The sequence below is a fragment of the Isoptericola sp. GX10416 genome (genome assembly GCF_056590155.1).
This window is the reverse complement of the sequence record NZ_JBWPVO010000014.1, coordinates 26,989-50,564: the sequence shown is the minus strand read 5'-3', so window position 1 is coordinate 50,564 and position 23,576 is coordinate 26,989. Positions and strand designations below refer to the sequence as shown.

Genomic DNA, 23,576 nt, shown 5'->3' with positions numbered 1-23,576 from the left:
CCGGTGAGCGAGCCGTCCTGCGTCTCGGTCCTCTAACGTGCACCGGGTCGCCCAGGGCCAGGGCCAGGGCGTGGGCGGACGACTCCTGGACGCGGCCACCGAGTGGATCTGCGGCACCGGACGCACCCCCGTGCTCGACGAGGACGACCGCGACGGCGTGGCCCACGCCGTCTACCTGCGCAAGGGCTGGCGGATCGTCGGTGAGGCACGGTTCGACTGGCAGCAGGCCGGCGCTCCGCCGGTCCGGCTCATGGTGCTGCCGTCCTGACGTCCTGGACCGCCTCCGACTCCTCGACGGCCGGCGCCACGAACTGGCTCGCGTAGAGGCGGGCGTAGGCACCGTCGGCGGCGAGCAGGTCGTCGTGGTCGCCCTGCTCGACGATCCGGCCGTGCTCCATGACGACGATGACGTCCGCGTCGCGGATGGTCGACAACCGGTGCGCGATGACGAACGCCGTGCGCCCCGAGCGCAGCGCGTTCATCGCCTGCTGCACGAGCACCTCGGTCCGGGTGTCGACAGAGCTGGTCGCCTCGTCGAGCACGAGGATCTCCGGGTCGGCGAGGAATGCCCGGGCGATCGTGAGCAGCTGCTTCTCCCCCGCCGACAACGCGGTGCCCTCGTCGTCCAGCACGGTGTCGTAGCCGTCGGGCAGCGTCCGCACGAACGGGTCCACCGAGGTGGCCCGGGTCGCCTCGAGGAAGGTCTCCGTCGAGACCTCCGTGCCGTCGCGGACGCCGTAGCGCAGGTTCTCCTCGATGGTGCCCCGGAACAGCCAGGTGTCCTGCAGCACCATGCCGATCCGCGAGCGCAGCGCGTGGCGGGTCAGCTCGCGGGTGTCGACGCCGTCGAGCGTGATGCGACCGCCGTCGATCTCGTAGAACCTCATGAGCAGATTCACCAGCGTGGTCTTGCCGGCGCCGGTCGGACCCACGATCGCGACGGTCTGTCCCGGCTCCGCGACGAGGTCGAGGTCCTCGATCAGCGGCTCCTGCGGATCGTAGGAGAAGGAGACTCCGGAGAACTCGACCCTGCCCCGCACGTCGGTCAGCTCCCGGGCAGGGACGGGGTCCGGGTCCTGCTCGGGCGCGTCGAGCAGCTCGTAGACCCGCTCGGCGGACGCGACGCCGGACTGCAGCAGGTTCATCATCGAGGCCACCTGGGTCAGTGGCTGGGTGAACTGCCGCGAGTACTGGATGAACGCCTGCACGTCGCCGATCGACAACTGCCCGGACGCCACCCGCAGCCCGCCGATGACGGCGACCAGGACGTAGTTGAGGTTCGCCAGGAAGCCCATCGAGGGCTGGATGGTGCCCGAGATGAACTGTGAGCGCCGGGTCGCGTCGTAGACCGCCTCGTTCTCGCGGGCGAAGGTCCGTGCGGCGTCCTGCTGGCGGCCGTACACCTTGACCAGGGCGTGGCCGGTGAACATCTCCTCGACGTGAGCGTTCAGACGGCCGGTCGCCGCCCACTGCTCCACGAACTGCGGCTGGGACCGCTTCGCGATCGCCATCGTCAGCACGACCGACAGCGGCACCGTGACCAGCGCCACGAGGGCCAGCACCCAGGAGATCCAGAACATCATCGCCAGGACGCCGACGACGGTCAGCAGCGACGTCACGAGCTGCGCGAGCGTCTGCGTGGTCGACTGCGCCACGTTGTCGATGTCGTTCGTGACGCGGGACAGGATGTCGCCACGAGCCTGCTTGTCGACATGGCTGAGAGGGATCCGGTGCAGCTTGGCCTCGACGTCGTCACGCAGCCGGCGCACCGTGTTCTGCACCGCGACGGTCATCAGCCGGGCCTGCAGCCAGCCGAAGGCGAACGCCCCCACGTAGATCAGGACGACGACGCCGAGGATCTGCGCGAGCCGGTCGACGTCCACGCCCTGGCCGGGCACCACGTCGCCCATCGCGGCGACCATGTCCGCCTGGGAGTCGTCGCCGGACGCACGCAGAGCCGCGACGGCCTCCTGCGTGGTGGTCCCCGCAGGCATGGTCCGGCCGAGGAGCTGGCCGACGAAACCCTCGAAGATGACGTTCGTCGCGTCGCCCAGGATCTTGGGGCCGGTCACGGTCAGCGCGACCGAGACCACCCCGCACAGGGTCAGCAGCACGACCCGGGCGCGCTCGGGACGCATCGTGGTGGCGAAGCGCCGCAAGGAACCGGAGAAGTCCATGGGCTTGGCCGTCGGCATGCCGGCAGCCGCGTGCGGGTGGCTCATGCTGCCTCCTCCAGGGACATCTGCGACGTGACGATCTCGGCGTACGTCTCGTTGGACTCGAGCAGCTCGGTGTGCGTGCCGCGCCCGACGATCCTCCCGTGGTCGAGGACGAGGATCTGGTCGGCGTCGCGGATCGTCGCGACCCGCTGCGCCACGACGATGACCGAGGCGTCCGCCGTCCGCGGGCGCAGCGCCGCACGCAGGCGCGCGTCGGTGGCGTAGTCGAGCGCGGAGAACGAGTCGTCGAAGAGGTAGATCCGCGGACGGCGGATCACGGCGCGAGCGATGGCGAGGCGTTGCCGCTGGCCGCCCGAGAACGTCGTGCCGCCCTGGGAGACGGGCGCGTGCAGACCCTCGGGCAGCGCCTCGACGAAGTCGCGGGCCTGTGCCACCTCGAGCGCGGCCCACATCTCGGCCTCGGTCGCGTCGGCCTTGCCGTACCGCAGGTTGTCCGCGACCGTGCCGGAGAAGAGGAACGCCTTCTGCGGCACCAGCCCCGTCAACGACCCGAGGTCGTGCAGCGACAGGTCCCGGACGTCCACACCGTCGATGCTCACGCTGCCGCCGGTCACGTCGAAGAGCCGCGGCACGAGGTTCAGGAGCGTCGTCTTGCCCGCTCCGGTGGAGCCGATGATCGCCGTCGTCCGCCCCGGCTCCGCGGTGAAGGTGAGGTCGTGGAGCACCGGCTCGTCCGCTCCGGGGTAGCCGTACTCCACCGAGGCGAAGCTCACGCGCCCCCGCGGGCCCTGGTCGCCCGCGAGCGACGCGAGCGCGACCGGCTCCGCGGGCTCGACCACCGTGGACCGGGTACCGAGCACGTCGCTGATACGGCCTGCGGCGACCGCGGCCCGCGGCACCATCATGACCATCATCGTGGACATCATGACGGCCATGAGGATGAACATGATGTAGGACAGGAACGCCATCAGCGAGCCCACCTGCAGCTCGCCGGCGGAGACCTCGCCGGCACCGAACCAGAGCACGGCGACCTGCGAGAGGCTCATGATGAGCATGACCGTGGGGAAGGCCAGGGCCATGAGCTTGCCGGCGCCGAGCGAGACGTCGTAGAGGCGGGTGTTCGCCGCGCCGAAGCGTTGCTCCTCGCGCTCCTCGCGGACGAACGCGCGCACCACGCGCATCCCCGTGATCTGCTCGCGCAGCACCGCGTTGATGACGTCGATCCGCGCCTGCATCCCCCGGAAGTACGGGACCATCCGCCACATGATCAGGCCGACGGCGGCACCCAGGATCGGCACCACGACCAGCAGCAGCCGCGACAGCGTCGGGTCCTCGCGCAGCGCCATGACGACACCGCCGACCATCATGATCGGCGCCATCACCATGACCGTGAAGGTCATGAGCACGACCATCATGACCTGCTGGACGTCGTTGGTGGTGCGGGTGATGAGCGACGGCGCCCCGAACCCGTCCAGCTCCCGGGCCGAGAACTGCTGCACGGAGTCGAAGAGGTCCCGGCGCAGGTCCCGGCCGAGCGCGGTGGCTGCCCGGGCGCCGAGGTAGACGGCACCGATCGCACAGAGCACCTGCGCGAGGCTGACGGCGAGCATCCAGCCGCCGGTCCGCATGATGTAACCGGTGTCGCCCAGCGTCACGCCCTGGTCGACGATGTCCGCGTTGAGCGAGGGCAGGTACAGCGATCCCAGCGTGGCGACGAGCTGCAGGAGCAGCAGGAGCACGACCGCGCCCTGATAGGGGCGGAGGTAGCGGCGCACGAGCGCGACGAGCATCAGGCCTCCGGGCTGTCGGACGAGGTGACGATGCCGTGGACGAGCGCGTCGGCGATGACCTCGACCGACGGCGCGGGCATCAGGTGGTCGACTCGGGCGTGGGTCCCGGCGATGCTCGCCTCGACGAGGGCGACGGCGACGTCGACCGGGACCCGCAGCCGGTGGGCGTCGGGTGCCAGGACGTCGGTGAGCCCTTCGATGGTCGCTTCGCGCTGCTTCTCGCGCTGCTCGGCCAGTCGTGCACGAAAATCGCGCACCTGGGGATCGGTGGCGCCGTCGCGAGCGCCCGGACGGTGGTGCAGCACCCGCAGGATGCCCATCCAGCGCACCGCCTCCCCCATCCGGCGCCGCCCGAGCTCGATCACCTCGGCCAGGCGTGACGCGAGCGGCAGCGTCCGGTCGATGTCCGCGAGCTCGACGCGGGTCTGGTCGGCTCCCGAGGCGCGGTGCAGCCCTTCGACGGCGACGGCGCCGAGGAGCGAGTACTTGTCGCCGAACGCCCGGAAGAGGGTGCCCTCGGCGACGCCCGCCGCGCGGGCCAGCTCGCGGGAGGTGACGTCGACGCCATGCTCGGCCACGACCGGCAGCACGGCGGCGATGATCGCCGTACGGCGCTCGTCAGGGTCCATCCGGGGGGCGCGCGTCGGAGCAGGGTCGTTCACCGCGACAGCGTAAGTGAGTGAGTCCTCACTCCGCAAGCGACGCCGTCGCAGGGCGACCTTGCCCGGGCACGACGGAGCCCCGCCGCCCACGAGGGGCGACGGGGCTCCGCGGGCCGCTGGACGGCCGTCGGCTCACTGCTGCGGTGCCGGCGGCGTGCCCTCGTCCTCGGCGCCGAGCGTGCGCGGCGCCGGCGGGGCGGGCGGGGCCGGCGGCTGCTCGCCGACCGGCCGCTGCCCGCGCTCGACGTTCGGCTCGAACGGGGCACCGGACCGCGTGCCGGAGCTCGTGGCGTCCGCCGTCGCGGCCTGCGCCTGCCGGCGGGCCTCGGCGAGCGCCTCGCCCGGGTCCTGCAGGCCCGACTGGCCGAGCGCCGACCGTACGGCGGCGCTCACGCCGCTGCCGCTGTCGTCGTCCGACGGTTCGGTGGGGATGCCGGGGGTGCCGGGCGTCCCGCCGAAGCCCTTGGCGATCGAGCCGAGAGCTGCGGTGAACTCCGTCGGGACGACCCACAGCTTGGAGGACGAGCCGTTCGCGATCTCCGGAAGCATCTGCAGGTACTGGTAGGCAAGCAGCTTGGGGTCGGGGTTGCCCTCGTGGATGGCCCCGAACACCTGCAGGATGGCCCGCGCCTCACCCTCGGCGGTGAGGATCGCCGCCTGGGCGTCACCCTCGGCCTTGAGGATCTGCGACTGCTTCTCACCCTCGGCGGTGAGGATCGCCGACTGCTTGACACCCTCGGCCGTGAGGATCGTGGCACGACGGTCACGCTCGGCGCGCATCTGCTGCTCCATCGCGCCCTGCACGGAGGCCGGCGGGTCGATGGACTTCAGCTCCACACGGTTGACGCGCACGCCCCACCGGCCGGTCGCCTCGTCCAGCACACCGCGCAGCTGGCCGTTGATCTGGTCACGGCTGGTCAGCGTCTGCTCGAGGTCCATCGAACCCACGACGTTACGCAGGGTCGTGACCGTCAGCTGCTCGATACCGCTGATGTAGTTGGCGATCTCGTAGACCGCGGACTTCGGCTCGGTCACCTGGAAGTAGATGACGGTGTCGATGCTCACCACGAGGTTGTCCGAGGTGATCACCGGCTGCGGCGGGAACGAGACGACCTGCTCACGCAGGTCGACGCCGGCGCGCACCTTGTCGATGAAGGGGATCAGCCAGTGCAGACCCGGCTCGAAGGTCTTCTGGTACCGGCCGAGCCGTTCGATGATCAAGGCCGTCGCCTGCGGGACGATCTGCACCATCTTGAACAGCGTCACCACCACGAAGATGACGAGCGCGATCAGGACGATGTAGCCGATGATTGTTCCTGGATCTTCCACGAGTTCTCTTTCCGTTGGAGGACGCCGTCGTCAGACGGATCCGTCGACGTTCTGGCTCGTCGCCCCGGCCGGCGCGACGACCGCCGTGGCTCCGTCGATCTTCACGACGCGGACCTCGACGCCCTCGGGCACGAGACCCGAGCTGTTCGGCAGCCCGTCGTCGACCAGCCGCGCGGACCAGACCTCGCCGGAGAGCTTCACGCGCCCTCCGGTCTCGGTGACGTCGGAGACGACGACGGCCATCCTGCCGACCTGTGCGGCAGCGTTCGTCTCGACGAGGTCGGTCCGGCGTCGCAGGTTCTGCAGCAGCCACGGCCGCAGCGTGATCATCAGCAGCACCGCGACGACGCACGCCACGACGATCTGCAGCCAGAACGGTCCACCGGCGGCCGCCGTGACGCCGCCCGCGACGGCACCGCCCGCGAGCATGATGAAGACGAGGTCGAGCGAGAGCATCTCGACGACCGCGAGGACGAGCGCCCCGCCGATCCACCACAACCAGCCGTCCATGGCCCTACCTCCGCGGTCGCCGTCTGCTTTGCTCTGAATTTACCAAATTTTCGCCGGATCGGGCAGCGGCTCAGCGTCGAGCAGGTCGTGCCGCCCGGGCGAGCCAGCGGCCGCCGCCGTGCGCCACGAGCAGGTCCATGCCGAAGGCCCGCGAGAGGTTCTCCGACGTGAGGACCTCCTCGAGAGGGCCGGCCGCCTCGACCTTGCCGTCCCCGAGGAGCAGCAGGTGCGTGAAGCCCGGCGGGATCTCCTCCACGTGGTGGGTGACCACGACCAGCACCGGGGAGGACTCGTCCCCCGCGAGCTCGGCCAGCGCGCCGACGAGCTCCTCGCGCCCGGCGACGTCCAGCCCGGCGGCCGGCTCGTCGAGGAGCAGCACCTCCGGGTCCGTCATGAGCGCCCGAGCGATCTGCACGCGCTTGCGCTCGCCCTCGCTGAGCGTGCCGTAGCGGCGGTCCGCGAGGTCCGCGACGTCGAACGCCCCGAGCAGCGCCAGCGCCTGCTCGGTGTCCAGCTCCTCGTACTCCTCGCGCCAGCGGCCCGTGACGCCGTACGCGGCGGTCACGACGACGTCACGCACGGACTCGTGGTGCGGGATCTTGTCGGCGAGCGCCGACGACGAGAAGCCGATCCGGGGACGCAGCTCGAAGACGTCGACCTTCCCGAGGCGCTCACCCAACAGGTCCGCGGTGCCGGACGTCGGGTGCGAACGTGCCGCGAGGATCTGCAGCAGCGTCGTCTTGCCGGCCCCGTTGGGACCGAGGACGATCCAGCGCTCCCCCTCGGAGACGGTCCAGTCGACGGAGTCGACGATCGTGGAGGTGCCGCGTCGGACGGTGACGCCCTGCAGGTCGAGTACCGCGCTCATGGTGCCCGACCCTACCGGAGCGGGGAGCCCACCCGGCCCACCGTGGGCCACCTCGCCGAAGCGGTCCACGAGGCGTCGCGACAGGCGCCGAGGCACGTCAGGCGTCTATCGTGCGAGGCGTGAGCGAGACCACCACCCTGCCCCGCAGCGTCGTGCTGGCGCTGTGGCTCCAGGCGCTCGGCGCGTCGCACGGCCTCGCGGTGCGTTCGGTGACCGACGACGACGAGCCGCACGCCGTCCTCGGCCTGCCCGGCGCCGAGGCCGAGCAGGTCACGCTGAAAGAGCTCGTCGCGACCTTCTCCGACGGGCCCCGGGAGGTCTGCGCCGTCCTGCCCGCACCCGGCGACCCCTCCGGCGTGCCCGCGGCCGCCACGGCCGCCGCCACGGAGTCCGGCGAGTGCCTGCTCGTGACCACCTCCGCCGGTTCCTGGGCGGCCGTGCCCCGCGTCACCGCGTTCGGCACCGCTCTCGAGCCGGGGCACCTGGTGTCGTGGCAGGTCGTTGAGGTCCCCCCGTGGTCGACCCTCGTGGCCGGCACGCTCGGCTCGCTCGCGGACGCCGAGCGCGAGCTGCGCGGCAGCCTCGTCGTCGCGACCGACGCCCTCGACGCGCTCGACGTCGCCCGGTGGCGCGACGACGCCGCCGACGCGATCGAGCGGGTCCGCAGCTCGAGCACGTCCGGCTGGCCCGTCCCCGACCTCGACGGGCGCCGCGCCCGCGTCATGCAGCTCGCGACCCGCCTGCTGGCCATCGTGGACCTCGCGACCGACGACGACGGCGCGGCAGTCAACCTGTGGCAGATGGACCAGCGGTCGACGGCGCTGCGCGAGGTCGAGCGCACGGCCCGCCGCGCGCTGAGCGCCGCGACCTACGGGTCCGTGCCCTGAGGCGCGGCGCCCCGGACCGTCACGACCCATCGAGCACCAACCGGTAGACGTCCATCGTGCGCTCGGCGATCGACGCCCAGGCGAAGTGCTCCTCGGCCCGGCGGCGCCCCGCGGCACCCATCGCGGCGGCACGGGCCGGGTCGCCGACGACCGCGGTCAGGGCGGCGGCCAGGTCGTCCACGAACCGCGCGGGGTCCAGCGGTGTCCCCGTACCGTCGTCCGCCTGCTCGATCGGCACGAGGACGCCGGTGACGCCGTCGTCGACCACCTCGGGGATGCCGCCCGTGGCCGTGGCCACCACGGGCAGGCCCACCGCCATGGCCTCGAGGTTGACGATACCGAGCGGCTCGTAGACCGACGGGCAGGCGAACACCGTCGCGGCGGCGAGCACCGCGCACAGCTCCTCCCGGGGCAGCATCTCCTCGATCCACACCACACCGGCCGCCGCTCCGCCCCCGCGCGTGGCCCGCAGCTCGTCCACGAGGTCGCGGACCTCCGCCATGATCTCCGGGGTGTCCGGGGCGCCGGCGCCGAGGACGACCTGCACCTCGTCCGGCAGCCGGGCGGCCGCCCGCAGGAAGTCCGGCAGGCCCTTCTGCCGAGTGATGCGCCCGACGAAGACCACCGCGGGCCGGGTCGGGTCGATGCCGTGCTTCCCCGCGACCCGCGCCACGACGTCGTCCGGCGGACGCACCCAGCCGTCGAGGTCGATCCCGTTGTGGACCACGTGCACCCGGTCGGGGTCCAGCTCGGGGTAGCAGCGCAGGATGTCGGCCCGCATGCCCGCGGAGACCGCGACGATCCCCGCCGCGCCGAGATAGGCGGTGCGCTCGGCCCAGCTCGAGACGGTGTAGCCGCCCCCGAGCTGCTCGGCCTTCCAGGGGCGCAGCGGCTCCAGCGAGTGCGCCGTGACCACGTGCGGGACACCGTGCAGCATGCCGCCCAGATGGCCGGCCATGTTCGCGTACCAGGTGTGCGAGTGCACCACGTCGGCGCCCGCGACGTCGTCCGCGATCGCCAGGTCCACCCCCAGCGTGCGCAGCGTCGCGTTCGCCCCGGAGAGGGTGGCCGGCTCGTCGTAGCCGGTGACCTGCTCGACGCCGGGCCGCGGCCCGTCGAAGCAGCGCACGCGGACGTCGGCATGCCTGCGCAGGACGGCGGACAGCTCCGCGACGTGCACCCCGGCGCCACCGTAGACGTGGGGCGGGAACTCGCGGGTCAGCAGGTCGATCCTCAACGGGTGGCTCACGCACCTCAACGTAGCGCTCCCGGCCGCGTCGCGCGGCATCCGCCGCCGCGAGGTCCTAGGGTCGGGGCATGGCGTCGTCACACCCGCGGGTCCTGGCCATCGTCCTCGCCGGCGGAGAGGGCAAGCGACTCATGCCGCTGACCTCCCAGCGCGCCAAACCAGCGGTCCCGTTCGGCGGGATCTACCGGCTCGTCGACTTCGCCCTGTCGAACATCATCAACTCGCGCTACCTGCAGGTCATCGTGCTGACGCAGTACAAGTCGCACTCCCTGGACCGGCACATCTCCAAGACCTGGCGCATGTCCTCCCTGCTCGGCAACTACGTGTCCTCGGTCCCGGCGCAGCAGCGTGTCGGCAAGCACTGGTACCTGGGCTCGGCGGACGCCATCTACCAATGCCTGAACATCATCGACGACGAGCGTCCCGACATCGTCGTGGTGGTCGGCGCGGACCACGTGTACCGCATGGACTTCTCGCAGATGGTCGACGCGCACGTGGAGTCGGGTGCCCGCGCCACGGTCGCGGCGATCCGCCAGCCGATCGCGCTCGCAGACCAGTTCGGCGTCATCGACGTCGAGCCCGAGGACCCCACGCGGATCCGCGACTTCCTGGAGAAGCCGGTGGCGCCCGTCGGCCTGCCCGACTCCCCGCAGGAGGTGCTGGCCTCCATGGGCAACTACGTCTTCGACGCCGACGCCCTCGTCGAGGCGGTCACGAAGGACGCGGCGGACCCCGACTCCCGGCACGACATGGGCGGCGACATCGTCCCGGCCTTCGTCCGGGAGGGCACGGCCGGCGTCTACGACTTCATCCGCAACGACGTCCCGGGCTCTACCGACCGGGACCGCGCGTACTGGCGGGATGTCGGGACGATCGACGCGTACTTCGACGCGAACAAGGATCTCATCGCCGTCCAGCCGGTCTTCAACCTGTACAACGAGGACTGGCCGTTGTACACCGGCTACACCGGCCTGCCCCCGGCGAAGTTCGTCCACGCGGGCCCGGGCCGCCTCGGGCACGCCGCAGACTCGATCGTCTCACCTGGTGTCCTCGTCTCCGGCGCGACGGTCGCAGGGTCCATCCTGTCCCCGGGCGTGCACCTGCACTCCTGGGCGACGGTCACCGACTCCGTGGTGATGGACGGCGTCCAGGTGCACCGGCACGCCCAGGTGCACCGCGCCATCCTCGACAAGTTCGTGGTGGTGGACGAGCGCGCCCGGATCGGTGTCGACCACGAGGAGGACCGGGCCCGGGGCTTCACCGTCACCGACTCGGGGATCACCGTCGTCCCGAAGGGTTCCCACGTTGCCTGACAGCGCCACCGCCGCGCCCCGACCAGAACTGTCCGGCCGACCGCGTCGTCGACGACTCGTCGTGACCGACGTCGACTCCACGTTCGTCACCCAGGAGGTCATCGAGCTCATCGCCGAGCACGCCGGCACCCGCGACGAGGTCGCCGCCGTGACCGAGCGCGCGATGCGAGGCGAGCTCGACTTCGCCGCCTCGCTGCGTGAACGCGTCGCCACGCTCGCCGGCGTGCCGGTGTCCGCGCTCGACGCGGTGCGCGAGGCGGTCATCCTGACGCCGGGTGCGGCCGAGCTCACCGCCGAGGTGCAGCGCCGCGGGTGGGAGCTCGCTCTCGTCTCCGGCGGGTTCGCCGAGATCCTGGCTCCGCTCGCCGCGCCGCTCGGCATCACCCGCTGGCGCGCGAACCGGCTCGAGGTGGCCGACGGCGTGCTCACCGGCCGGACCGTCGGCCCCGTCGTGGACCGGGCCCACAAAGAAACCACGCTCCGCGAGTGGGCGGCCGAGCTGGGGCTCGGCATGGCGGACACCGTCGCGGTGGGCGACGGCGCCAACGACCTCGACATGATCGGGGCCGCCGGGATCGGTATCGCGTTCGCCGCGAAGCCGCTGGTGCGCGAGCAGGCGCCGTACAGCATCGACGGGCCGCGGCTCGACGAGGTGCTGCGCATCGTCGACGAGGTCGACGCCGCCGCTCCGGTCGCCTCCCCGCAGGACTAGCTGCCCGAGCGCCTAGCTCGGGCGGCCGACCCGCAGCAGCGTGGCGGACCGCTTGCCCCACTCAGCCCACGGCTGCTTGAGGGCGTGCAGCACCGAGTAGGTCGCGGTCGGCACCCCGACACGGACCTGCGCGAGAGCGGCGTCGTCCGACGACGTGTCGGCGAGATAGGCGGCGGTGGCCGCCATCGTGGGCTCGTGCCCGATGACCAGCAGCGTCTTGACCCGCGGGTCGACGCCCCGGACGAGCTCCAGGACGTCACCGATGCTCGCCGCGTAGAGCTCGTCGCGTACCTCGGCCGCCAGATGGTTGCGCTCTCCGTGGTTGCCCAGGTGGGCTCGGGCGAGCTCCCAGGTCTGGCGGGTGCGCAGCGCGGACGAGACGAGGGTGAGGTCCGGGACGAGCCCCGCCGCCGTCAGGGCCATCCCGACCCGACCGGCCTGCTTGCGCCCGTTCAACGCGAGCGCGCGATCCGCGTCGAGCACGGTGCCCTTGCCGGGCTCGGCCTTCGCGTGCCGAAGCAGCACGAGCCGACGTCCCTTGTCCGGGACGGCGACGGCGTGCTTCGGCTGCTTCACGGGACCTCGCTCACTGACCCATCGCGTGGACGCCGCCGTCGACGTGCACGATCTCGCCCGTCGTCGCCGGGAACCAGTCGGACAGCAGCGCCACGACCGCGCGGGCCGCCGGCTCTGCCGTCGTCTGGTCCCAACCGAGTGGCGCACGGCGCGGCCAGGCGTCCTCCATGGCCTCGAAGCCGGGGATGGACTTGGCGGCGGTCGTGCGGATCGGGCCCGCCGAGACCAGGTTGGCCCGGATGCCGGACGGCCCCAAGTCCCGCGCGAGGTACCGGTTGGCGGACTCGAGCCCGGCCTTCGCCACACCCATCCAGTCGTAGACGGGCCACGCGAAGCCGGCGTCGAACGTCAGGCCGACGTACGCCCCGCCGTCCGCCATCAGCGGCTGGGCCGCCGTGACGAGCGACTTGTACGAGAACGTCGAGACCTGCACCGCGGTGGCGACGTCGTCCCACTCGGCGGACAGGAAGTTGCCGCCCATCACGCTCTGCGGCGCGAACCCGATCGAGTGCACGACGCCGTCGAGCCGGTCGGTGTGCTCGCGCACCTGGTCGGCGAGCGAGGCGAGGTCCTCGGAGCTCGTCACGTCGAGCTGGACGACGGGCGCGGTGACGGGCAGCCGCTTCGCGAACGCCTGGGTCAGCTTCATCTGCCGCCCGAAGGACGTCAGGACGACCTCGGCACCCTCCTCCTGCGCGAGCCGCGCGGCGTGGAAGGCGATCGAGCTGTCCGTCAGGACGCCCGTGATGAGCAGCTTCTTGCCGTCGAGCAGAGCCATGGTGACCTTTCAGTGAAGTTCTGGTGGGAGCGTATCGGGCCGTGCGCCCGAGGGACAGTTCAGTGGCCCATGCCCAGGCCGCCGTCGACCGGCACGACCGCGCCGGAGACGTAGGCCGCGGCGTCCGAAGCGAGGAACTCCACGACGCCGGCGACCTCGTCGGGGGTCGCGAACCGGCCCGCTGGGATCGACTCCCGGTACTTCTTCTGGGTGCCCTCGGGCAGCGCGGCGGTCATGTCGGTCTCCACGAAACCGGGGGCGACCACGTTGGCCGTGATCCCCCGCCCCCCGAGCTCACGGGTGATCGACCGGGCCATGCCCACCAGGGCGGCCTTCGTGGCGGAGTAGTTGACCTGGCCCGGACCGCCATACAGCCCGACGACCGACCCGATCAGCACGATGCGCCCCGACCGGGCGCGGATCATGGGCTTGGAGGCGCGGCGCACGCACCGGAACGTCCCGGTGAGGTTCACGTCGACGACCTGCTCGAACTCCTCGTCGCTCATCCGCATCAGGAGCTGGTCGCGGGTCACGCCCGCGTTGGCGACCAGCACCGTGGGAGCACCGAGCTGCGCCTCGATCTCGCCGAAGGCGGCGTCGACCGCCGCGCTGTCCGTGACGTCCGCCACGAAGCCGTGGACGCCCTCAGGCAGGTCGCCGCCCCGGTAGATCGTCGCGACGACGTCCCCTGCGGCGACGAATCGCTCGGCGATCGAACGGCCGATGCCGCGTGCGGCCCCGGTCACGACGACCACACGGCCGGATGCTGCCTGCTCTGCCACGGATGCTCCTCTCGACGACGGACCCTGCGGTCCGGGTGCACGGCGGTGCGCCTGTGCGACCGTACCCCGGTGCCGTGCCGGTCCCGCGCTGACGGCGAGGCACACGTCGCCGAACGGGATTGTCGGTTTCCTCCAAAGACCGAGCAGCGCGGGTGCAGCCGTAGACTGGACGGGTGAGCACGCCCCGGCCCCACGAGGTCACCTCGATCACGGGCGTCCCGGCAAGCCTTGCCGAGGACCAGCGGAGACGGCTGCGCCAGTACCTGTTCCAGATGGGTCTGAGGATCGTCCTGATCCTGGCCGCCGCGCTCCTCGTGGACGGCTGGCTGATGTGGGTCTGCTTCGCCGGCGCCGTCGTGCTGCCCTACTCCGCGGTGCTGCTCGTCAACGCCGGGCGCGACCGGTCGACGCGCGACTCGTCGGCGGTGCAGCCCGTGCAGCCGTCCGAGATCGAGGCCACGCCGACACCCCTCGACGATCCGGGCCCACGCGTGGTGGACCACACCGACGACACGCCGTCGGCGGCACCCGACGGCCGGAAGGACGACTGATGGACGTGCTCGGCCTGGGCGCCGACCCCGTGACCGCCGACGAGCTCGTGTGCTCGGCCAAGGGATGCCGCGCCGACGCGCGCTGGGGCCTGCTGTGGAACAACCCGCGCCTCCACACTCCCGAACGCCGCAAGGTGTGGCTCGCGTGCGACGACCACCGTGAGCACCTCGAGCAGTTCCTCGGCGCGCGGTCGTTCTGGAAGCAGACCGTCCCCGTCGGCGAGCTGGAGCACGTGTGAAGCGGACTCGTCGGCAGTGGGCCACGCTCGGTCTCGCAGCGGTCCTGCTCGCGGGCCTGTGCGTGCTCGCGGCGTTCTGGCAGTGGCACCGGTACACCGACCGGCAGGAGCAGATCGACCTCGTCCAGGTCAACTACGCGGCGGCGCCCGTGCCGCTGGAGGAGCTCGTCGCGACGCCCGGAGCGACCCTGACGGCCGACGACGTGTGGCGGCCCGCCGTGGTCGTCGGTGAGTACGACCCGTCCGGGACGGTGCTGCTGCGCAACCGGCCCGTCAACGGCACCCCCGGCTTCCACCTCCTGGTGCCGCTGCGCACCGAGCTCGCCGGCGAGCCCGTGGTGATCGTCGTCGACCGCGGGTTCGTCCCGCTCGGCGCCGACGCCACCGAGCCGGCGTCCGTCCCCGCTCCCCCGGACGGCGAGGTCGCCGTGACGGTCACGCTCCGGGCCGACGAGCCCGCGGCCGACCGCGGCGCCGAGGCCGGGACGGTGTCGCGCGTCAACACCGCGCAGGTCCTGGCGGCCGGGCCGGCCGACGGACCCGCGTCCGCAGACCGGACCGTCGGCGCGTACGGGCAGATGCGCAGCGAGGCCCCGGCCGCCGACGAGGCGCTGGTGCCGGCGCCACGCCCGGACACCGACCCCGGCTCCCACCTCAGCTACACGTTCCAGTGGGCGATCTTCGCGCTCGGGGCGGTCGGCGGATTCGTGCTGCTGTGGCGGCGCGAGACCCGAGCGGCCACCGTCACGGCCGGCGAGCTCATCGCCGCCGCGGACCCGGAGGGGTCCTCACGTCCGCGCCGCGAGCGCCGCCCGTCCCGCCGGGTGGACGAGGACCACGAGGACGCGCTCGTCGACGCGGCGCGACCCGGCCCTCAGGCGAGGGACACGAGCTCCGCGTAGTCGTCCGACCAGAGGTCCTCGTCGCCGTCCGGCAGCAGCAGCACCCGCTCCGGGTTGAGCGCGTCGACGGCCCCGTCGTCGTGGGTGACCATGATGACGGCGCCCTCGTAGGTGTTCAGCGCGCCGAGGATCTCCGCGCGTGACGCCGGGTCGAGGTTGTTCGTGGGCTCGTCCAGCAGCAGGACGTTGGCGCTGGAGACCACCAGCGTGGCCAGCGCGAGCCGCGTCTTCTCCCCGCCGGAGAGGACGTGCGCCGGTTTCTCGGCGTCGTCCCCGCTGAAGAGGAAGGACCCGAGGGTGGTGCGCACCTGGGTGTCGGTGAGGTCCGGGGCGCTGTGCCGCAGGTTCTCCACGACGGTGGCGTCCATGTCGAGCATGTCGTGCTCCTGGGCGTAGTAGCCCATCTTGAGCCCGTGACCCGGCAGCACCTCGCCGGTGTCGGGAGTCTCGACGCCGGCCAGCAACCGCAGCATCGTCGTCTTGCCGGCACCGTTGAGCCCGAGGATCACCACCCGTGACCCGCGGTCGATCGCCAGGTCGACCCCCGCGAACACCTCGAGGGAGCCGTAGCTCTTGGACAGCTCCCGGGCGGTGAGCGGCGTCTTGCCGCAGGGTGCCGGCTTCGGGAACCGCAGCGCCGCCACCTTGTCGGTCTGGCGCTCGCCCTCGGTGCCGGCGAGCATCCGTTCGGCGCGCTTGATCATGTTCTGCGCGGCGGTCGCCTTGGTCGCCTTGGCCCGCATCTTGTTGGCCTGCGCCAGGAGCGTGCCAGCCTTCTTCTCGGCGTTCGCGCGCTCGCGCCGGCGACGGCGCTCGTCCTGCTCGCGCTGCGCGATGTACGGGTCCCACCGCAGGTTGTACTGGTCCAGCTCGCCGCGGTTGGCGTCCAGGTGGAAGACCTTGTTCACCGTGGCGCGCAGCAGCTCCACGTCGTGGGAGATCACGATGAACCCGCCGGAGTACGACTTGAGGTAGTCACGCAGCCAGACGATCGAGTCGGCGTCCAGGTGGTTGGTCGGTTCGTCGAGCAGCAGCGTGTCGACCCCCGAGAACAGGATCCGGGCGAGCTCGACGCGTCGGCGCTGACCGCCGGAGAGCGTGTGCAGGGGCTGGCCGAGGATGCGGTCGTCGAGCGCGAGGTTGCTCGTGATGCGGTGCGCCTCCGACTCGGCCGAGTAGCCGCCGGCGGCGAGGAACCGCGTCTCCAGCTTCGGGTAGCGCTCCATCGCCGACACCTGGACGTCAGCGTCCTCGCTCGCCATCTCCTTCTCCGCCTGACGCATCTTCGCCACGATCTTGTCGAGTCCGCGAGCGCTGAGCACCCGGTCCATCGCCAGGACGTCGAGGTCGCCCGTGCGCGGGTCCTGCGGCAGGTAGCCGATCTCGTTGCCGCGGGTGATCGTGCCCCCTGCCGGCAGGGTCTCGCCCGCGAGGGTCTTGGTGAGCGTGGTCTTGCCGGCGCCGTTGCGGCCGACCAGGCCGATGCGGTCGCCCGGAGCCACGCGGAACGTGGCCTCGTGCAGCAGGACGCGGGCGCCGAAGCGCAGCTCGACGCCGTGGGCGGTGATCAAGGCAGGGGTGTCCTTCAGAAAGTGGGTGCGGGATCAGCCGCCAGTCTACGGGTCGCACGCTCCCGGGTCCGCGGTCTGGGTCACACGACGCCGCTCGTCGGTAAGGTTCCCCCGTGAACTCCTCCGACACGCCCCGGGCGCGAGCCGTCGTGCAGCCGTTCCAGCACCGCGCCGCCGTCCGGTGAGCGGGCCGGCGCCCCGCCTGCCGCGGGTGACGGCGCTCCTCCTGGCGGGCGCCACGGTGGCGGCCGGGCTCGCGGGACGGGCCTGGCTGCCCGGCGACGTCGGCGGCCCGCTGGGCGACGTCCTGTACGCGATGCTCGTCGTCTGGCTCGTCGTCCTGGTGCTTCCGCGCGCACCGCGCGTCGTGGCGTCCGTGACCGCCCTCACGGTGTGCACGGCGATCGAGCTGTCGCACCTGACCGGGATGCCCGGGGAGCTGCTCGAGCGCGTCCCCGCCGCGCGGTTCGTCCTGGGGACCGACTTCGGGGCGGCGGACCTCGCCTGGTACGCCCTCGGAGCGTTCCTGGGCGGGGCGCTGCTGACCCTGCTCAGCCCTCGGGCGCCGGCGGTGGACGAGGCGCTGCGGCACGTGCGTGCGGACCGGGTCGGGGGCTCCGGACGGCGCGCCGCGGCCATCCTCGTTCCGCTGGCGCTGGTCGGCGTGCTCGTCGCCGCAGGTGTCGGCGTCGGGCGGAGCCTGTCGATCGAGGCGCAGGAGCTGGCCGCGCAGGTCGACGTCGCGCGGAGCGAGCTCGCCGACTCCGCGGACAGGGTGGCCGACGACGGCGTCCGGTCGCAGCTGTCCGGCGTGATCGACGAGGCCGGGACGGTCCTGGAGGGCCGCCCGGTCCTCGACCGGCGGCCGGGTGACGCCGCTCGCGCCGGTGACCGGCTCGAGCGAGCCGTCACGACGGTGCACGGGTCCCGCCGTGCGTTCGCGACGTCCGAGGCGGCGGAGGTGCGCGAGACGCTCGGGCCGGTGCAACGCCGGGCGGAACGCATCCTCTCCGCGACGGACGAGCTCGCCGACGCCGGCCGAGGGGCCGACGAGACGGCACGGTCCGACCTGCGCCACGCCCTCGACGTCGCCGCCGACACGCTCGGCACCACGCAGGCGGACCGTCTCGCCGAGCTGCCGCTGGCCGACCTGGAGAGCATCGCCGGCACGCTGGCCACGCACCGCGACGACCTCGACGTGGCCACCACCGACCTGATGTCGGCACAGGACGCCGCCGTCTGTCCCGAACCGGACCAGGTCTGGTTCCCGGAGGCCGGCAAGCTCCCCGCGAAGCGGCTCGCGCCCATCCCCTGGGCGCCGGAGCACTCGGTGCGCGCGGACCTGGTCGACGGGCTGGTGGCTCTCGACGAGGCGTTCCGGGCGGAGTTCGGCGAGCACCTCACCGTGAACTCCGCGTACCGCTCGTACGAGGAGCAGGTCGCGGTCTACGACCCCGACGACCCGAACCCTCTCGCCGCTCCCCCGGGCTGCTCCAATCACGGGCTCGGTACCGCCGTCGACCTCAGCATGGGCCCGGAGAGCTTCGACGGCGCCCGGTACGCCTGGATGAAGGAGCACGCCGAGGACCACGGCTGGACCCATCCGGCCTGGGCGGAGCCGGACGGGCGGCTCCCGGAGGCCTGGCACTGGGAGTCTGTCGAGACCCCGCTCGGCTACTGACGGCAGGCAGGTCCGGCGCCCGCACGTCGTACGGTGGTCCGGTGACCGCCGCCCGGGACAGGACCCTGCTCGTCGCGTTGCTGTGCGCCGTCAACGTCGGCGGCACGGGCAAGCTGCCGATGAGCGACCTGCGCGCCCTGTGCGAGACGATCGGGTTCACCGACGTGCGTACGTACATCGCCAGCGGGAACGTCCTGTTCACCACGGGCCTCGGGTCCGACGGCGCACGAGAGGCCCTCGAGAGCGCGCTGCATGAGCACGCGGGCAGACCGGTGGGTGTCCTGGTCCGGACGCCGGACGAGCTCGACCAGGTGCGGGACCGCAACCCCTTCCCGGACGCCTCGCCGAGCCGCGTGGGCGTCATGTTCCTCGACACCTCGCCCACCGACGGCACCGCCGGGGGTGCGACGGGCAGGGCCGACGAGGAGATCGTCCTCGGAGACCGGGAGGTCTACGTGCACTACCCGCACGGGATGGGCAGCAGCCGCCTGAGGGTACCCACCGGCACCGCCCGCGTCACGACCCGCAACATGAACACCGTGGCGAAGCTGGCCGGGCTCGCGGCGGGGCGTTCGTAGCGCCCTCCGCACGGCGGCGAAGCAGGTTCCCGAAGGTCGTTGACACGGCCTGTGCACCGGCCTACTTTATCGGTACACCACCCGGTCGGGTGACTCGAGGAAGAGGCACGGTGACAGCTCCACTGCTAGGCGCGAGGGCGCGTCGACTCACGCACGACGACGCGCGCCGACGTCACCACCTCAGCGGCGTCCGACACCCGTGGCGCACCGGCATCGATGCGACGCAGCACCAGCTCCATGACGCTGCGGGCCATCGAGTCGTTGTCCGGGTCGACGGTGGTCAGCCGGGGCACGAGGTAGTCGCCCTCGTCGTCGTTGTCGAACCCCACCACCTGGACGTCCTCGGGGACGCGGCGGCCCAGGTCGGCCAGGGCGCGCAGCACGCCCATCGCCGCAGCGTCCGTCAGGACGAAGACGCCGTCGAACCGCACGCCCTCGCGGTGGAGCCGCATGATGACGTCGTAACCGTCCTTCGTGGTGAACGAGTCCGCATCGACGACGAGCTGCTCGTCGACCTCGATCCCCGCGTCGGCATGCGCCTGCCGGTAGCCGCGGGTGCGCAGCGTGGGCATGCTGTCGACGCCGCGGTCGGGCCGCCCGCCGACCAGGGCGATCCGGCGGGCACCTCCTTCGATCAGGTGGGCCGTCGCGAGGTCGGCGCCACCCACGTTGTCCATCATCACGTGGTCGAACGGGCCGGCCAGGTGCCGCTCGCCGAGCAGGACGACCGGCACCTCCACGCCGGCACCGATCAGGTCCGCGGTCTCGATCTGGACAGGGCTGAACACCACCCCGTCGAACGGGCGGAGGCGCTCGGGAGAGATGGCGTCCAGCTCCCCCTCCCTGCTCGCCCCCGTGCGCTCGATGATCACGTGGTACCCCCGCGCCCTCGCCAGCGTGTCGAGACGTGCCGCGAGGTGCGCGTAGTAGGGCCCGTCGAGATGCGGGACCAGCAGGCCGATCGCGCCGCTGCGACCCGCCCGCAGGCGCCGCGCCGTCACGTCGACCGTGTAGTCGAGGCGGGCGACGGCGGCGAGCACCCGTGCCCGGGTCGCCTCGCTCGCTCCCGGGCGTCCGTTGATCACGTTGGACACCGTCATCTTCGACACCCCGGCCTCACGGGCCACGTCGCTCATCTTCACCACGCGCCCATGATGCCCGTCCGGCTGACCGATCGCTGCCCCCGTCGTGGAGGGACCACACCGTCGTGAGACAGATCCTGTACTCGAAGAGGCTCGCCCCGTACCTCTTCATCCTTCCGTTCCTGGTCACGCTGGCCGTGTTCTGGATCGTCCCGATCGGGAGATCCTTCGTGATGAGCTTCCAGGAGGTGCTCTACGGCCAAGCCACGTTCATCGGCACCGACAACTACGAACGGCTCTGGCGGGACCGAGTCTTCTGGCAGGCGCTCTACAACAGCATGCGCTACATGATCCTGACGATCGTGCTGCTGGTCCCGATCCCGATGGTGCTCGCGGCGGTCGTGAACTCGAAGCTCGGGAACCCACGCGTGAAGGCCTTCTTCAAGGCGTCGTTGTTCGTCCCCGCGCTGACCTCGGTCGTCGTCGCCGGCATCGTGTTCCGGCTGATCTTCGCCGAGTCCGACTCCGCGATGATGAACCAGGTCGCCGAGTTCTTCGGCTTCGGTCCGGTCCGCTGGCTGCGCGAGGACATCACCGGCCTCGTCGCTCTCCTCGCACTCGCGCTCTGGCGATGGAGCGGGGTGAACACCATGTACTTCCTGGCCGGGATGCAGTCGATCCCGACCGAGTACTACGAGGCCGCGTCGATCGACGGCGCGAGCAAGTTCCAGCAGTTCCTCCACATCACCATCCCGAACCTCAAGCCGACGATCGTCTACGTCGTGACGATCAGCGTGTACGGAGGGCTCGCGATGTTTCTCGAGAGCTTCATGCTCTATGCCGGGAACTCGTCGCCGAACAACCAGGGCCTGACGGTGATCGGCTACCTCTACCGCAAGGGCATCGAGGAGAACGACCTCGGGTTCGCCTCGGCCGTCGGGGTCGTGCTGCTCGTCATCGTCATGACGATCAACCTCACGTACCTCATCGCCAGCGGGACGTTCAAGAAGGAGGCCGCGTGATGGCTGCCCAACCACCCACCACGGTCCGCGGGGGATCCGCACCCCAGGAGTCCGGCACCGGCTCGACCCCGCCGGACCGGACGACCGCCGGCCCACGACGCCTCTCGCCGCGGGCCGCGACGTGGATCCAGTCCGGGTTCCTCCTCCTGATCGCCGCGATCGCCCTCGTGCCGCTCGTCGCGATCTTCATCGGCACCTTCCAGGACGGCAACGACGTCATCCGCCGAGGCATGACGTTCGACGTCGACGTCAGCACCCTCAGCCTGGACAACTACGTCCTGCTGTTCACCGACTCGGGACCGTACTTCCGCTGGTTCGCCAACACGCTCCTGCTGACGGTGGCCCAGGTCGCGGGCACGCTCCTGGTGAGCTCCTTCGTCGCCTACGGGTTCGCGATGTACCACTTCAAGGGCAAGACGCTGTCGTTCATCATGGTGCTCCTGCTCATCACCGTGCCGTTCGAGATGCTCATGCTGCCCCTGTACGTCCAGGTGAACGACATGGGTCTGGCTGACACCTACCTCATCATCGTGCTGCCCTTCCTCGCGGCCGCCGTGACGATCTTCTTCTTCCGGCAGTACTTCCTCGGCATACCGAAGGAGATCCTCGAGGCGGGTCGCGTGGACGGCGTGACCGAGTTCGGCATCTTCTTCCGCCTCGTGCTCCCCATCAGCAAGCCGGCCATGGCAGCGATGGCGATCCTCAACGGGATGCTCTGCTGGAACAACTTCCTGTGGCCGCTCCTCGTGCTGCGGACACCGGAGAAGTTCACGTTGCCGATCGGTCTCAACACCCTGCTGACTCCCTACGGCAACAACTACGAGCTCCTCATCATCGGAGCCTTCTTCTCGCTCATCCCGATCCTCATCCTCTTCCTGGCATTCCAGCGATTCTTCATCGAAGGAATCACCGCGGGGGCCGTCAAGGGTTGACCTCCCGCCCGACCGAACGGAGAAAGTTCATGACCACACAGCGAACGAAGATGTCCGCGCTCGTCGCAGGGCTCGCCGTCGCCTCGCTCGCCGCCTGCAGCGGCGGCGGCAGCGGTGAGGCCGCACCGACCCAGAACTCCGACGGTTCCACGAACCTGAGCATGTGGACGTTCGCGGACGTGCACGCCGCGTACTACGAGGAGATGGCCGACCAGTGGAACGACGCGAACCCTGAGCAGGAGATCAGGCTGGACGTCACCGTGTACCCCTACGAGGACATGCACAACAAGCTCCAGCTCGCCGTCAACTCGGGCGAGGGTCTTCCCGACGTCGTCGACATCGAGGTCAACAAGTTCGCCAGCTTCGTCAAGGGGTCGACTCCCCCGCTGGTAGACCTGACCGAAGCCGCGGCGCCGTACGCGGACGACGTCGTCCAGGCACGTCTCGACCTGTACAGCAAGGACGGGAAGGTGTACGGCTTCCCGACGCACGTGGGCGCTTTCGTCGCCTTCTACAACACGGAGCTGCTCGAGGGCGCCGGCATCGACTACACCACGATCGAGACGTGGGACGACTTCCGTGAGGCCGGTGCCGAGTACAACGCCGCCACCGACAAGGCGTTCGGCGTCGCCAGCACCGGCGTCAACTTCGTCGAGCCGCTCATCACGGCCCAGCTGGGCGGGGAGTTCTTCGACCCCGAGGGGAACCTGCAGGTGAACAGTCCTGAGGTCGTCGAGGCACTCTCCATGGAGCAGGAGATGCAGGACGCCGGCGCGATCTCGACGATCCCCGGTGGCAGCCCTGACTCCGAGGAAGCCTTCGGCGCCATCAACAACGGCGACTACGCGGCGATCGTGTACCCGGCGTGGTACACCTCCCGGTTCGTGGACTACATGCCCGACCTCGAGGGCAAGGTCGCCATCGCGCCAGCGCCCGTCATCGAGGGTGGTGCCGCGCAGACCATCGGTGGCGGTGGCACGGGCGCCTCGGTACCCGTCGCCTCCCCGAACCGAGACCTCGCGTCCGACTGGCTCGCGTTCGCCAAGCTGTCGCCGGAGGCCAACGTCGCGGTCTGGGAAGTGCTCGGCTTCGACCCGGTGAACATGGCCGTCTGGGAGGACGAGGCCGTGACCATGAATCCTGACAACAAGTTCAACCAGTACTTCCAGACCAACCTGTTCGACGTCCTGAACGAGGTCAAGGGCGGGATCGGGCACCTCGACTCCTTCACCGATCCGAACTGGCCGAGCGTCGACAACACGTTCCGCACCGTCACCCTCAACGAGATCTTCGAGAACGGCGTGCCCGCGCAGGACGCTCTCGACCAGACGCAGTCCGACCTGCAGAACGAGCTCGGTCAGTAGTTCCCCGACCTGCGTCAC

At 71.1% G+C, this 23,576-nt stretch carries 24 protein-coding genes; 12 read left to right on the top strand and 12 right to left on the bottom strand.

The window, feature by feature from the left end:
- The first annotated feature begins 37 nt into the window (after positions 1 to 37).
- Entirely contained in the window at positions 38 to 268 is a 231-nt protein-coding gene (locus tag ACWAT2_RS16840) for a hypothetical protein (protein WP_402377255.1), read from the top strand.
- On the opposite strand, the gene ACWAT2_RS16835 is transcribed toward ACWAT2_RS16840, so the two are convergent.
- From ACWAT2_RS16835 to ACWAT2_RS16810, 6 genes are all read right to left on the bottom strand, one after another.
- The gene (locus ACWAT2_RS16835; protein ID WP_402377252.1) at positions 249 to 2,222 is read right to left on the bottom strand and encodes an ABC transporter ATP-binding protein; all 1,974 of its coding nucleotides are present in this window, start codon (positions 2,220 to 2,222) and stop codon (positions 249 to 251) included. The genes ACWAT2_RS16840 and ACWAT2_RS16835 overlap by 20 nt on opposite strands.
- Positions 2,219 to 3,970, bottom strand: a complete 1,752-nt coding sequence (locus ACWAT2_RS16830; RefSeq protein WP_402377249.1) for an ABC transporter ATP-binding protein — start codon at positions 3,968 to 3,970, stop codon at positions 2,219 to 2,221. Before ACWAT2_RS16830 ends, ACWAT2_RS16835 begins: the two co-directional genes overlap by 4 nt.
- Positions 3,970 to 4,632, bottom strand: a complete 663-nt coding sequence (locus ACWAT2_RS16825; protein WP_402377246.1) for a TetR/AcrR family transcriptional regulator — start codon at positions 4,630 to 4,632, stop codon at positions 3,970 to 3,972. The genes ACWAT2_RS16830 and ACWAT2_RS16825 overlap by 1 nt, the downstream gene beginning before the upstream one ends.
- A gap of 132 nt (positions 4,633 to 4,764) precedes the next feature.
- Positions 4,765 to 5,961: an SPFH domain-containing protein gene (locus tag ACWAT2_RS16820; RefSeq protein WP_402377243.1), complete on the bottom strand. Its 1,197-nt coding sequence runs from the start codon at positions 5,959 to 5,961 to the stop codon at positions 4,765 to 4,767.
- Between the two features lie 30 nt (positions 5,962 to 5,991).
- A complete protein-coding gene (locus ACWAT2_RS16815; RefSeq protein ID WP_402377241.1) occupies positions 5,992 to 6,471 on the bottom strand; it encodes an NfeD family protein in 480 nt (159 codons plus the stop codon).
- 70 nt (positions 6,472 to 6,541) lie between these two features.
- Entirely contained in the window at positions 6,542 to 7,339 is a 798-nt protein-coding gene (locus ACWAT2_RS16810; RefSeq protein WP_402377239.1) for an ABC transporter ATP-binding protein, read from the bottom strand.
- Between the two features lie 119 nt (positions 7,340 to 7,458).
- Here ACWAT2_RS16810 and ACWAT2_RS16805 point away from each other — a divergent pair, with 119 nt between their 5' ends.
- The gene (locus ACWAT2_RS16805) at positions 7,459 to 8,226 is read left to right on the top strand and encodes a hypothetical protein (protein ID WP_402377236.1); all 768 of its coding nucleotides are present in this window, start codon (positions 7,459 to 7,461) and stop codon (positions 8,224 to 8,226) included.
- A 19-nt stretch (positions 8,227 to 8,245) separates the two neighbouring features.
- On the opposite strand, the gene glgA is transcribed toward ACWAT2_RS16805, so the two are convergent.
- Entirely contained in the window at positions 8,246 to 9,463 is a 1,218-nt protein-coding gene (gene glgA, locus ACWAT2_RS16800; RefSeq protein ID WP_402377392.1) for a glycogen synthase, read from the bottom strand.
- Between the two features lie 80 nt (positions 9,464 to 9,543).
- Here glgA and glgC point away from each other — a divergent pair, with 80 nt between their 5' ends.
- Both glgC and serB read left to right on the top strand, forming a co-directional pair.
- Positions 9,544 to 10,788 (top strand): glucose-1-phosphate adenylyltransferase, encoded by a 1,245-nt coding sequence (gene glgC / locus ACWAT2_RS16795; protein WP_402377234.1) that lies wholly within the window; start codon positions 9,544 to 9,546, stop codon positions 10,786 to 10,788.
- Positions 10,781 to 11,500 carry a phosphoserine phosphatase SerB gene (gene serB, locus ACWAT2_RS16790; RefSeq protein ID WP_402377232.1) on the top strand — a complete coding sequence of 240 codons (720 nt, stop codon included), beginning with the start codon at positions 10,781 to 10,783 and terminating at the stop codon, positions 11,498 to 11,500. Before glgC ends, serB begins: the two co-directional genes overlap by 8 nt.
- A 12-nt stretch (positions 11,501 to 11,512) precedes the next feature.
- Here the strand turns inward: serB and ACWAT2_RS16785 are convergent, their stop codons facing one another.
- Genes ACWAT2_RS16785 through fabG form a run of 3 tightly spaced genes read right to left on the bottom strand, consistent with a single transcriptional unit; the run spans position 11,513 to position 13,636 of the window.
- On the bottom strand, positions 11,513 to 12,076 hold the full coding sequence (locus ACWAT2_RS16785) for a SixA phosphatase family protein (protein WP_402377230.1): 564 nt from the start codon (positions 12,074 to 12,076) through the stop codon (positions 11,513 to 11,515).
- A 10-nt stretch (positions 12,077 to 12,086) separates the two neighbouring features.
- Positions 12,087 to 12,854, bottom strand: a complete 768-nt coding sequence (gene fabI, locus ACWAT2_RS16780) for an enoyl-ACP reductase FabI (protein ID WP_402377228.1) — start codon at positions 12,852 to 12,854, stop codon at positions 12,087 to 12,089.
- 59 nt (positions 12,855 to 12,913) lie between these two features.
- Positions 12,914 to 13,636: a 3-oxoacyl-ACP reductase FabG gene (gene fabG, locus ACWAT2_RS16775; RefSeq protein WP_402377225.1), complete on the bottom strand. Its 723-nt coding sequence runs from the start codon at positions 13,634 to 13,636 to the stop codon at positions 12,914 to 12,916.
- Between the two features lie 173 nt (positions 13,637 to 13,809).
- Here fabG and ACWAT2_RS16770 point away from each other — a divergent pair, with 173 nt between their 5' ends.
- The 3 genes from ACWAT2_RS16770 to ACWAT2_RS16760 are packed head-to-tail and all read left to right on the top strand — an operon-like array spanning position 13,810 to position 15,328.
- Entirely contained in the window at positions 13,810 to 14,187 is a 378-nt protein-coding gene (locus ACWAT2_RS16770; RefSeq protein ID WP_402377222.1) for a DUF3099 domain-containing protein, read from the top strand.
- Positions 14,187 to 14,426, top strand: coding sequence for a hypothetical protein (locus tag ACWAT2_RS16765; RefSeq protein ID WP_402377219.1), 240 nt, complete (start codon positions 14,187 to 14,189; stop codon positions 14,424 to 14,426). The genes ACWAT2_RS16770 and ACWAT2_RS16765 overlap by 1 nt, the downstream gene beginning before the upstream one ends.
- Positions 14,423 to 15,328, top strand: coding sequence for an SURF1 family cytochrome oxidase biogenesis protein (locus ACWAT2_RS16760; RefSeq protein ID WP_402377217.1), 906 nt, complete (start codon positions 14,423 to 14,425; stop codon positions 15,326 to 15,328). The genes ACWAT2_RS16765 and ACWAT2_RS16760 overlap by 4 nt, the downstream gene beginning before the upstream one ends.
- Here ACWAT2_RS16760 and ACWAT2_RS16755 read toward each other — a convergent pair.
- Positions 15,301 to 16,899: an ABC-F family ATP-binding cassette domain-containing protein gene (locus ACWAT2_RS16755; RefSeq protein ID WP_402377214.1), complete on the bottom strand. Its 1,599-nt coding sequence runs from the start codon at positions 16,897 to 16,899 to the stop codon at positions 15,301 to 15,303. The two genes, ACWAT2_RS16760 and ACWAT2_RS16755, sit on opposite strands and share 28 nt — an antisense overlap.
- A 211-nt stretch (positions 16,900 to 17,110) precedes the next feature.
- On the opposite strand from ACWAT2_RS16755, the gene ACWAT2_RS16750 reads away from it, so the two are divergent.
- Positions 17,111 to 18,580, top strand: coding sequence for a DUF2809 domain-containing protein (locus ACWAT2_RS16750; protein WP_402377211.1), 1,470 nt, complete (start codon positions 17,111 to 17,113; stop codon positions 18,578 to 18,580).
- 41 nt (positions 18,581 to 18,621) lie between these two features.
- Positions 18,622 to 19,158 (top strand): DUF1697 domain-containing protein, encoded by a 537-nt coding sequence (locus ACWAT2_RS16745; protein WP_402377209.1) that lies wholly within the window; start codon positions 18,622 to 18,624, stop codon positions 19,156 to 19,158.
- Positions 19,159 to 19,283: 125 nt separating this feature from the next.
- Here the strand turns inward: ACWAT2_RS16745 and ACWAT2_RS16740 are convergent, their stop codons facing one another.
- Complete coding sequence (locus ACWAT2_RS16740; protein ID WP_402377390.1) at positions 19,284 to 20,294, bottom strand: LacI family DNA-binding transcriptional regulator; 1,011 nt, start codon at positions 20,292 to 20,294, stop codon at positions 19,284 to 19,286.
- A 71-nt stretch (positions 20,295 to 20,365) separates the two neighbouring features.
- Between ACWAT2_RS16740 and ACWAT2_RS16735 the strand changes: the two genes are divergently transcribed.
- From ACWAT2_RS16735 to ACWAT2_RS16725, 3 genes are read left to right on the top strand one after another with little or no spacing between them, the layout of a single operon-like run.
- On the top strand, positions 20,366 to 21,262 hold the full coding sequence (locus ACWAT2_RS16735; RefSeq protein ID WP_402377206.1) for a carbohydrate ABC transporter permease: 897 nt from the start codon (positions 20,366 to 20,368) through the stop codon (positions 21,260 to 21,262).
- Positions 21,262 to 22,194, top strand: a complete 933-nt coding sequence (locus ACWAT2_RS16730; RefSeq protein WP_402377203.1) for a carbohydrate ABC transporter permease — start codon at positions 21,262 to 21,264, stop codon at positions 22,192 to 22,194. The genes ACWAT2_RS16735 and ACWAT2_RS16730 overlap by 1 nt, the downstream gene beginning before the upstream one ends.
- A 29-nt stretch (positions 22,195 to 22,223) precedes the next feature.
- Positions 22,224 to 23,558 carry an ABC transporter substrate-binding protein gene (locus ACWAT2_RS16725; protein ID WP_402377201.1) on the top strand — a complete coding sequence of 445 codons (1,335 nt, stop codon included), beginning with the start codon at positions 22,224 to 22,226 and terminating at the stop codon, positions 23,556 to 23,558.
- Positions 23,559 to 23,576: the final 18 nt, after the last annotated feature.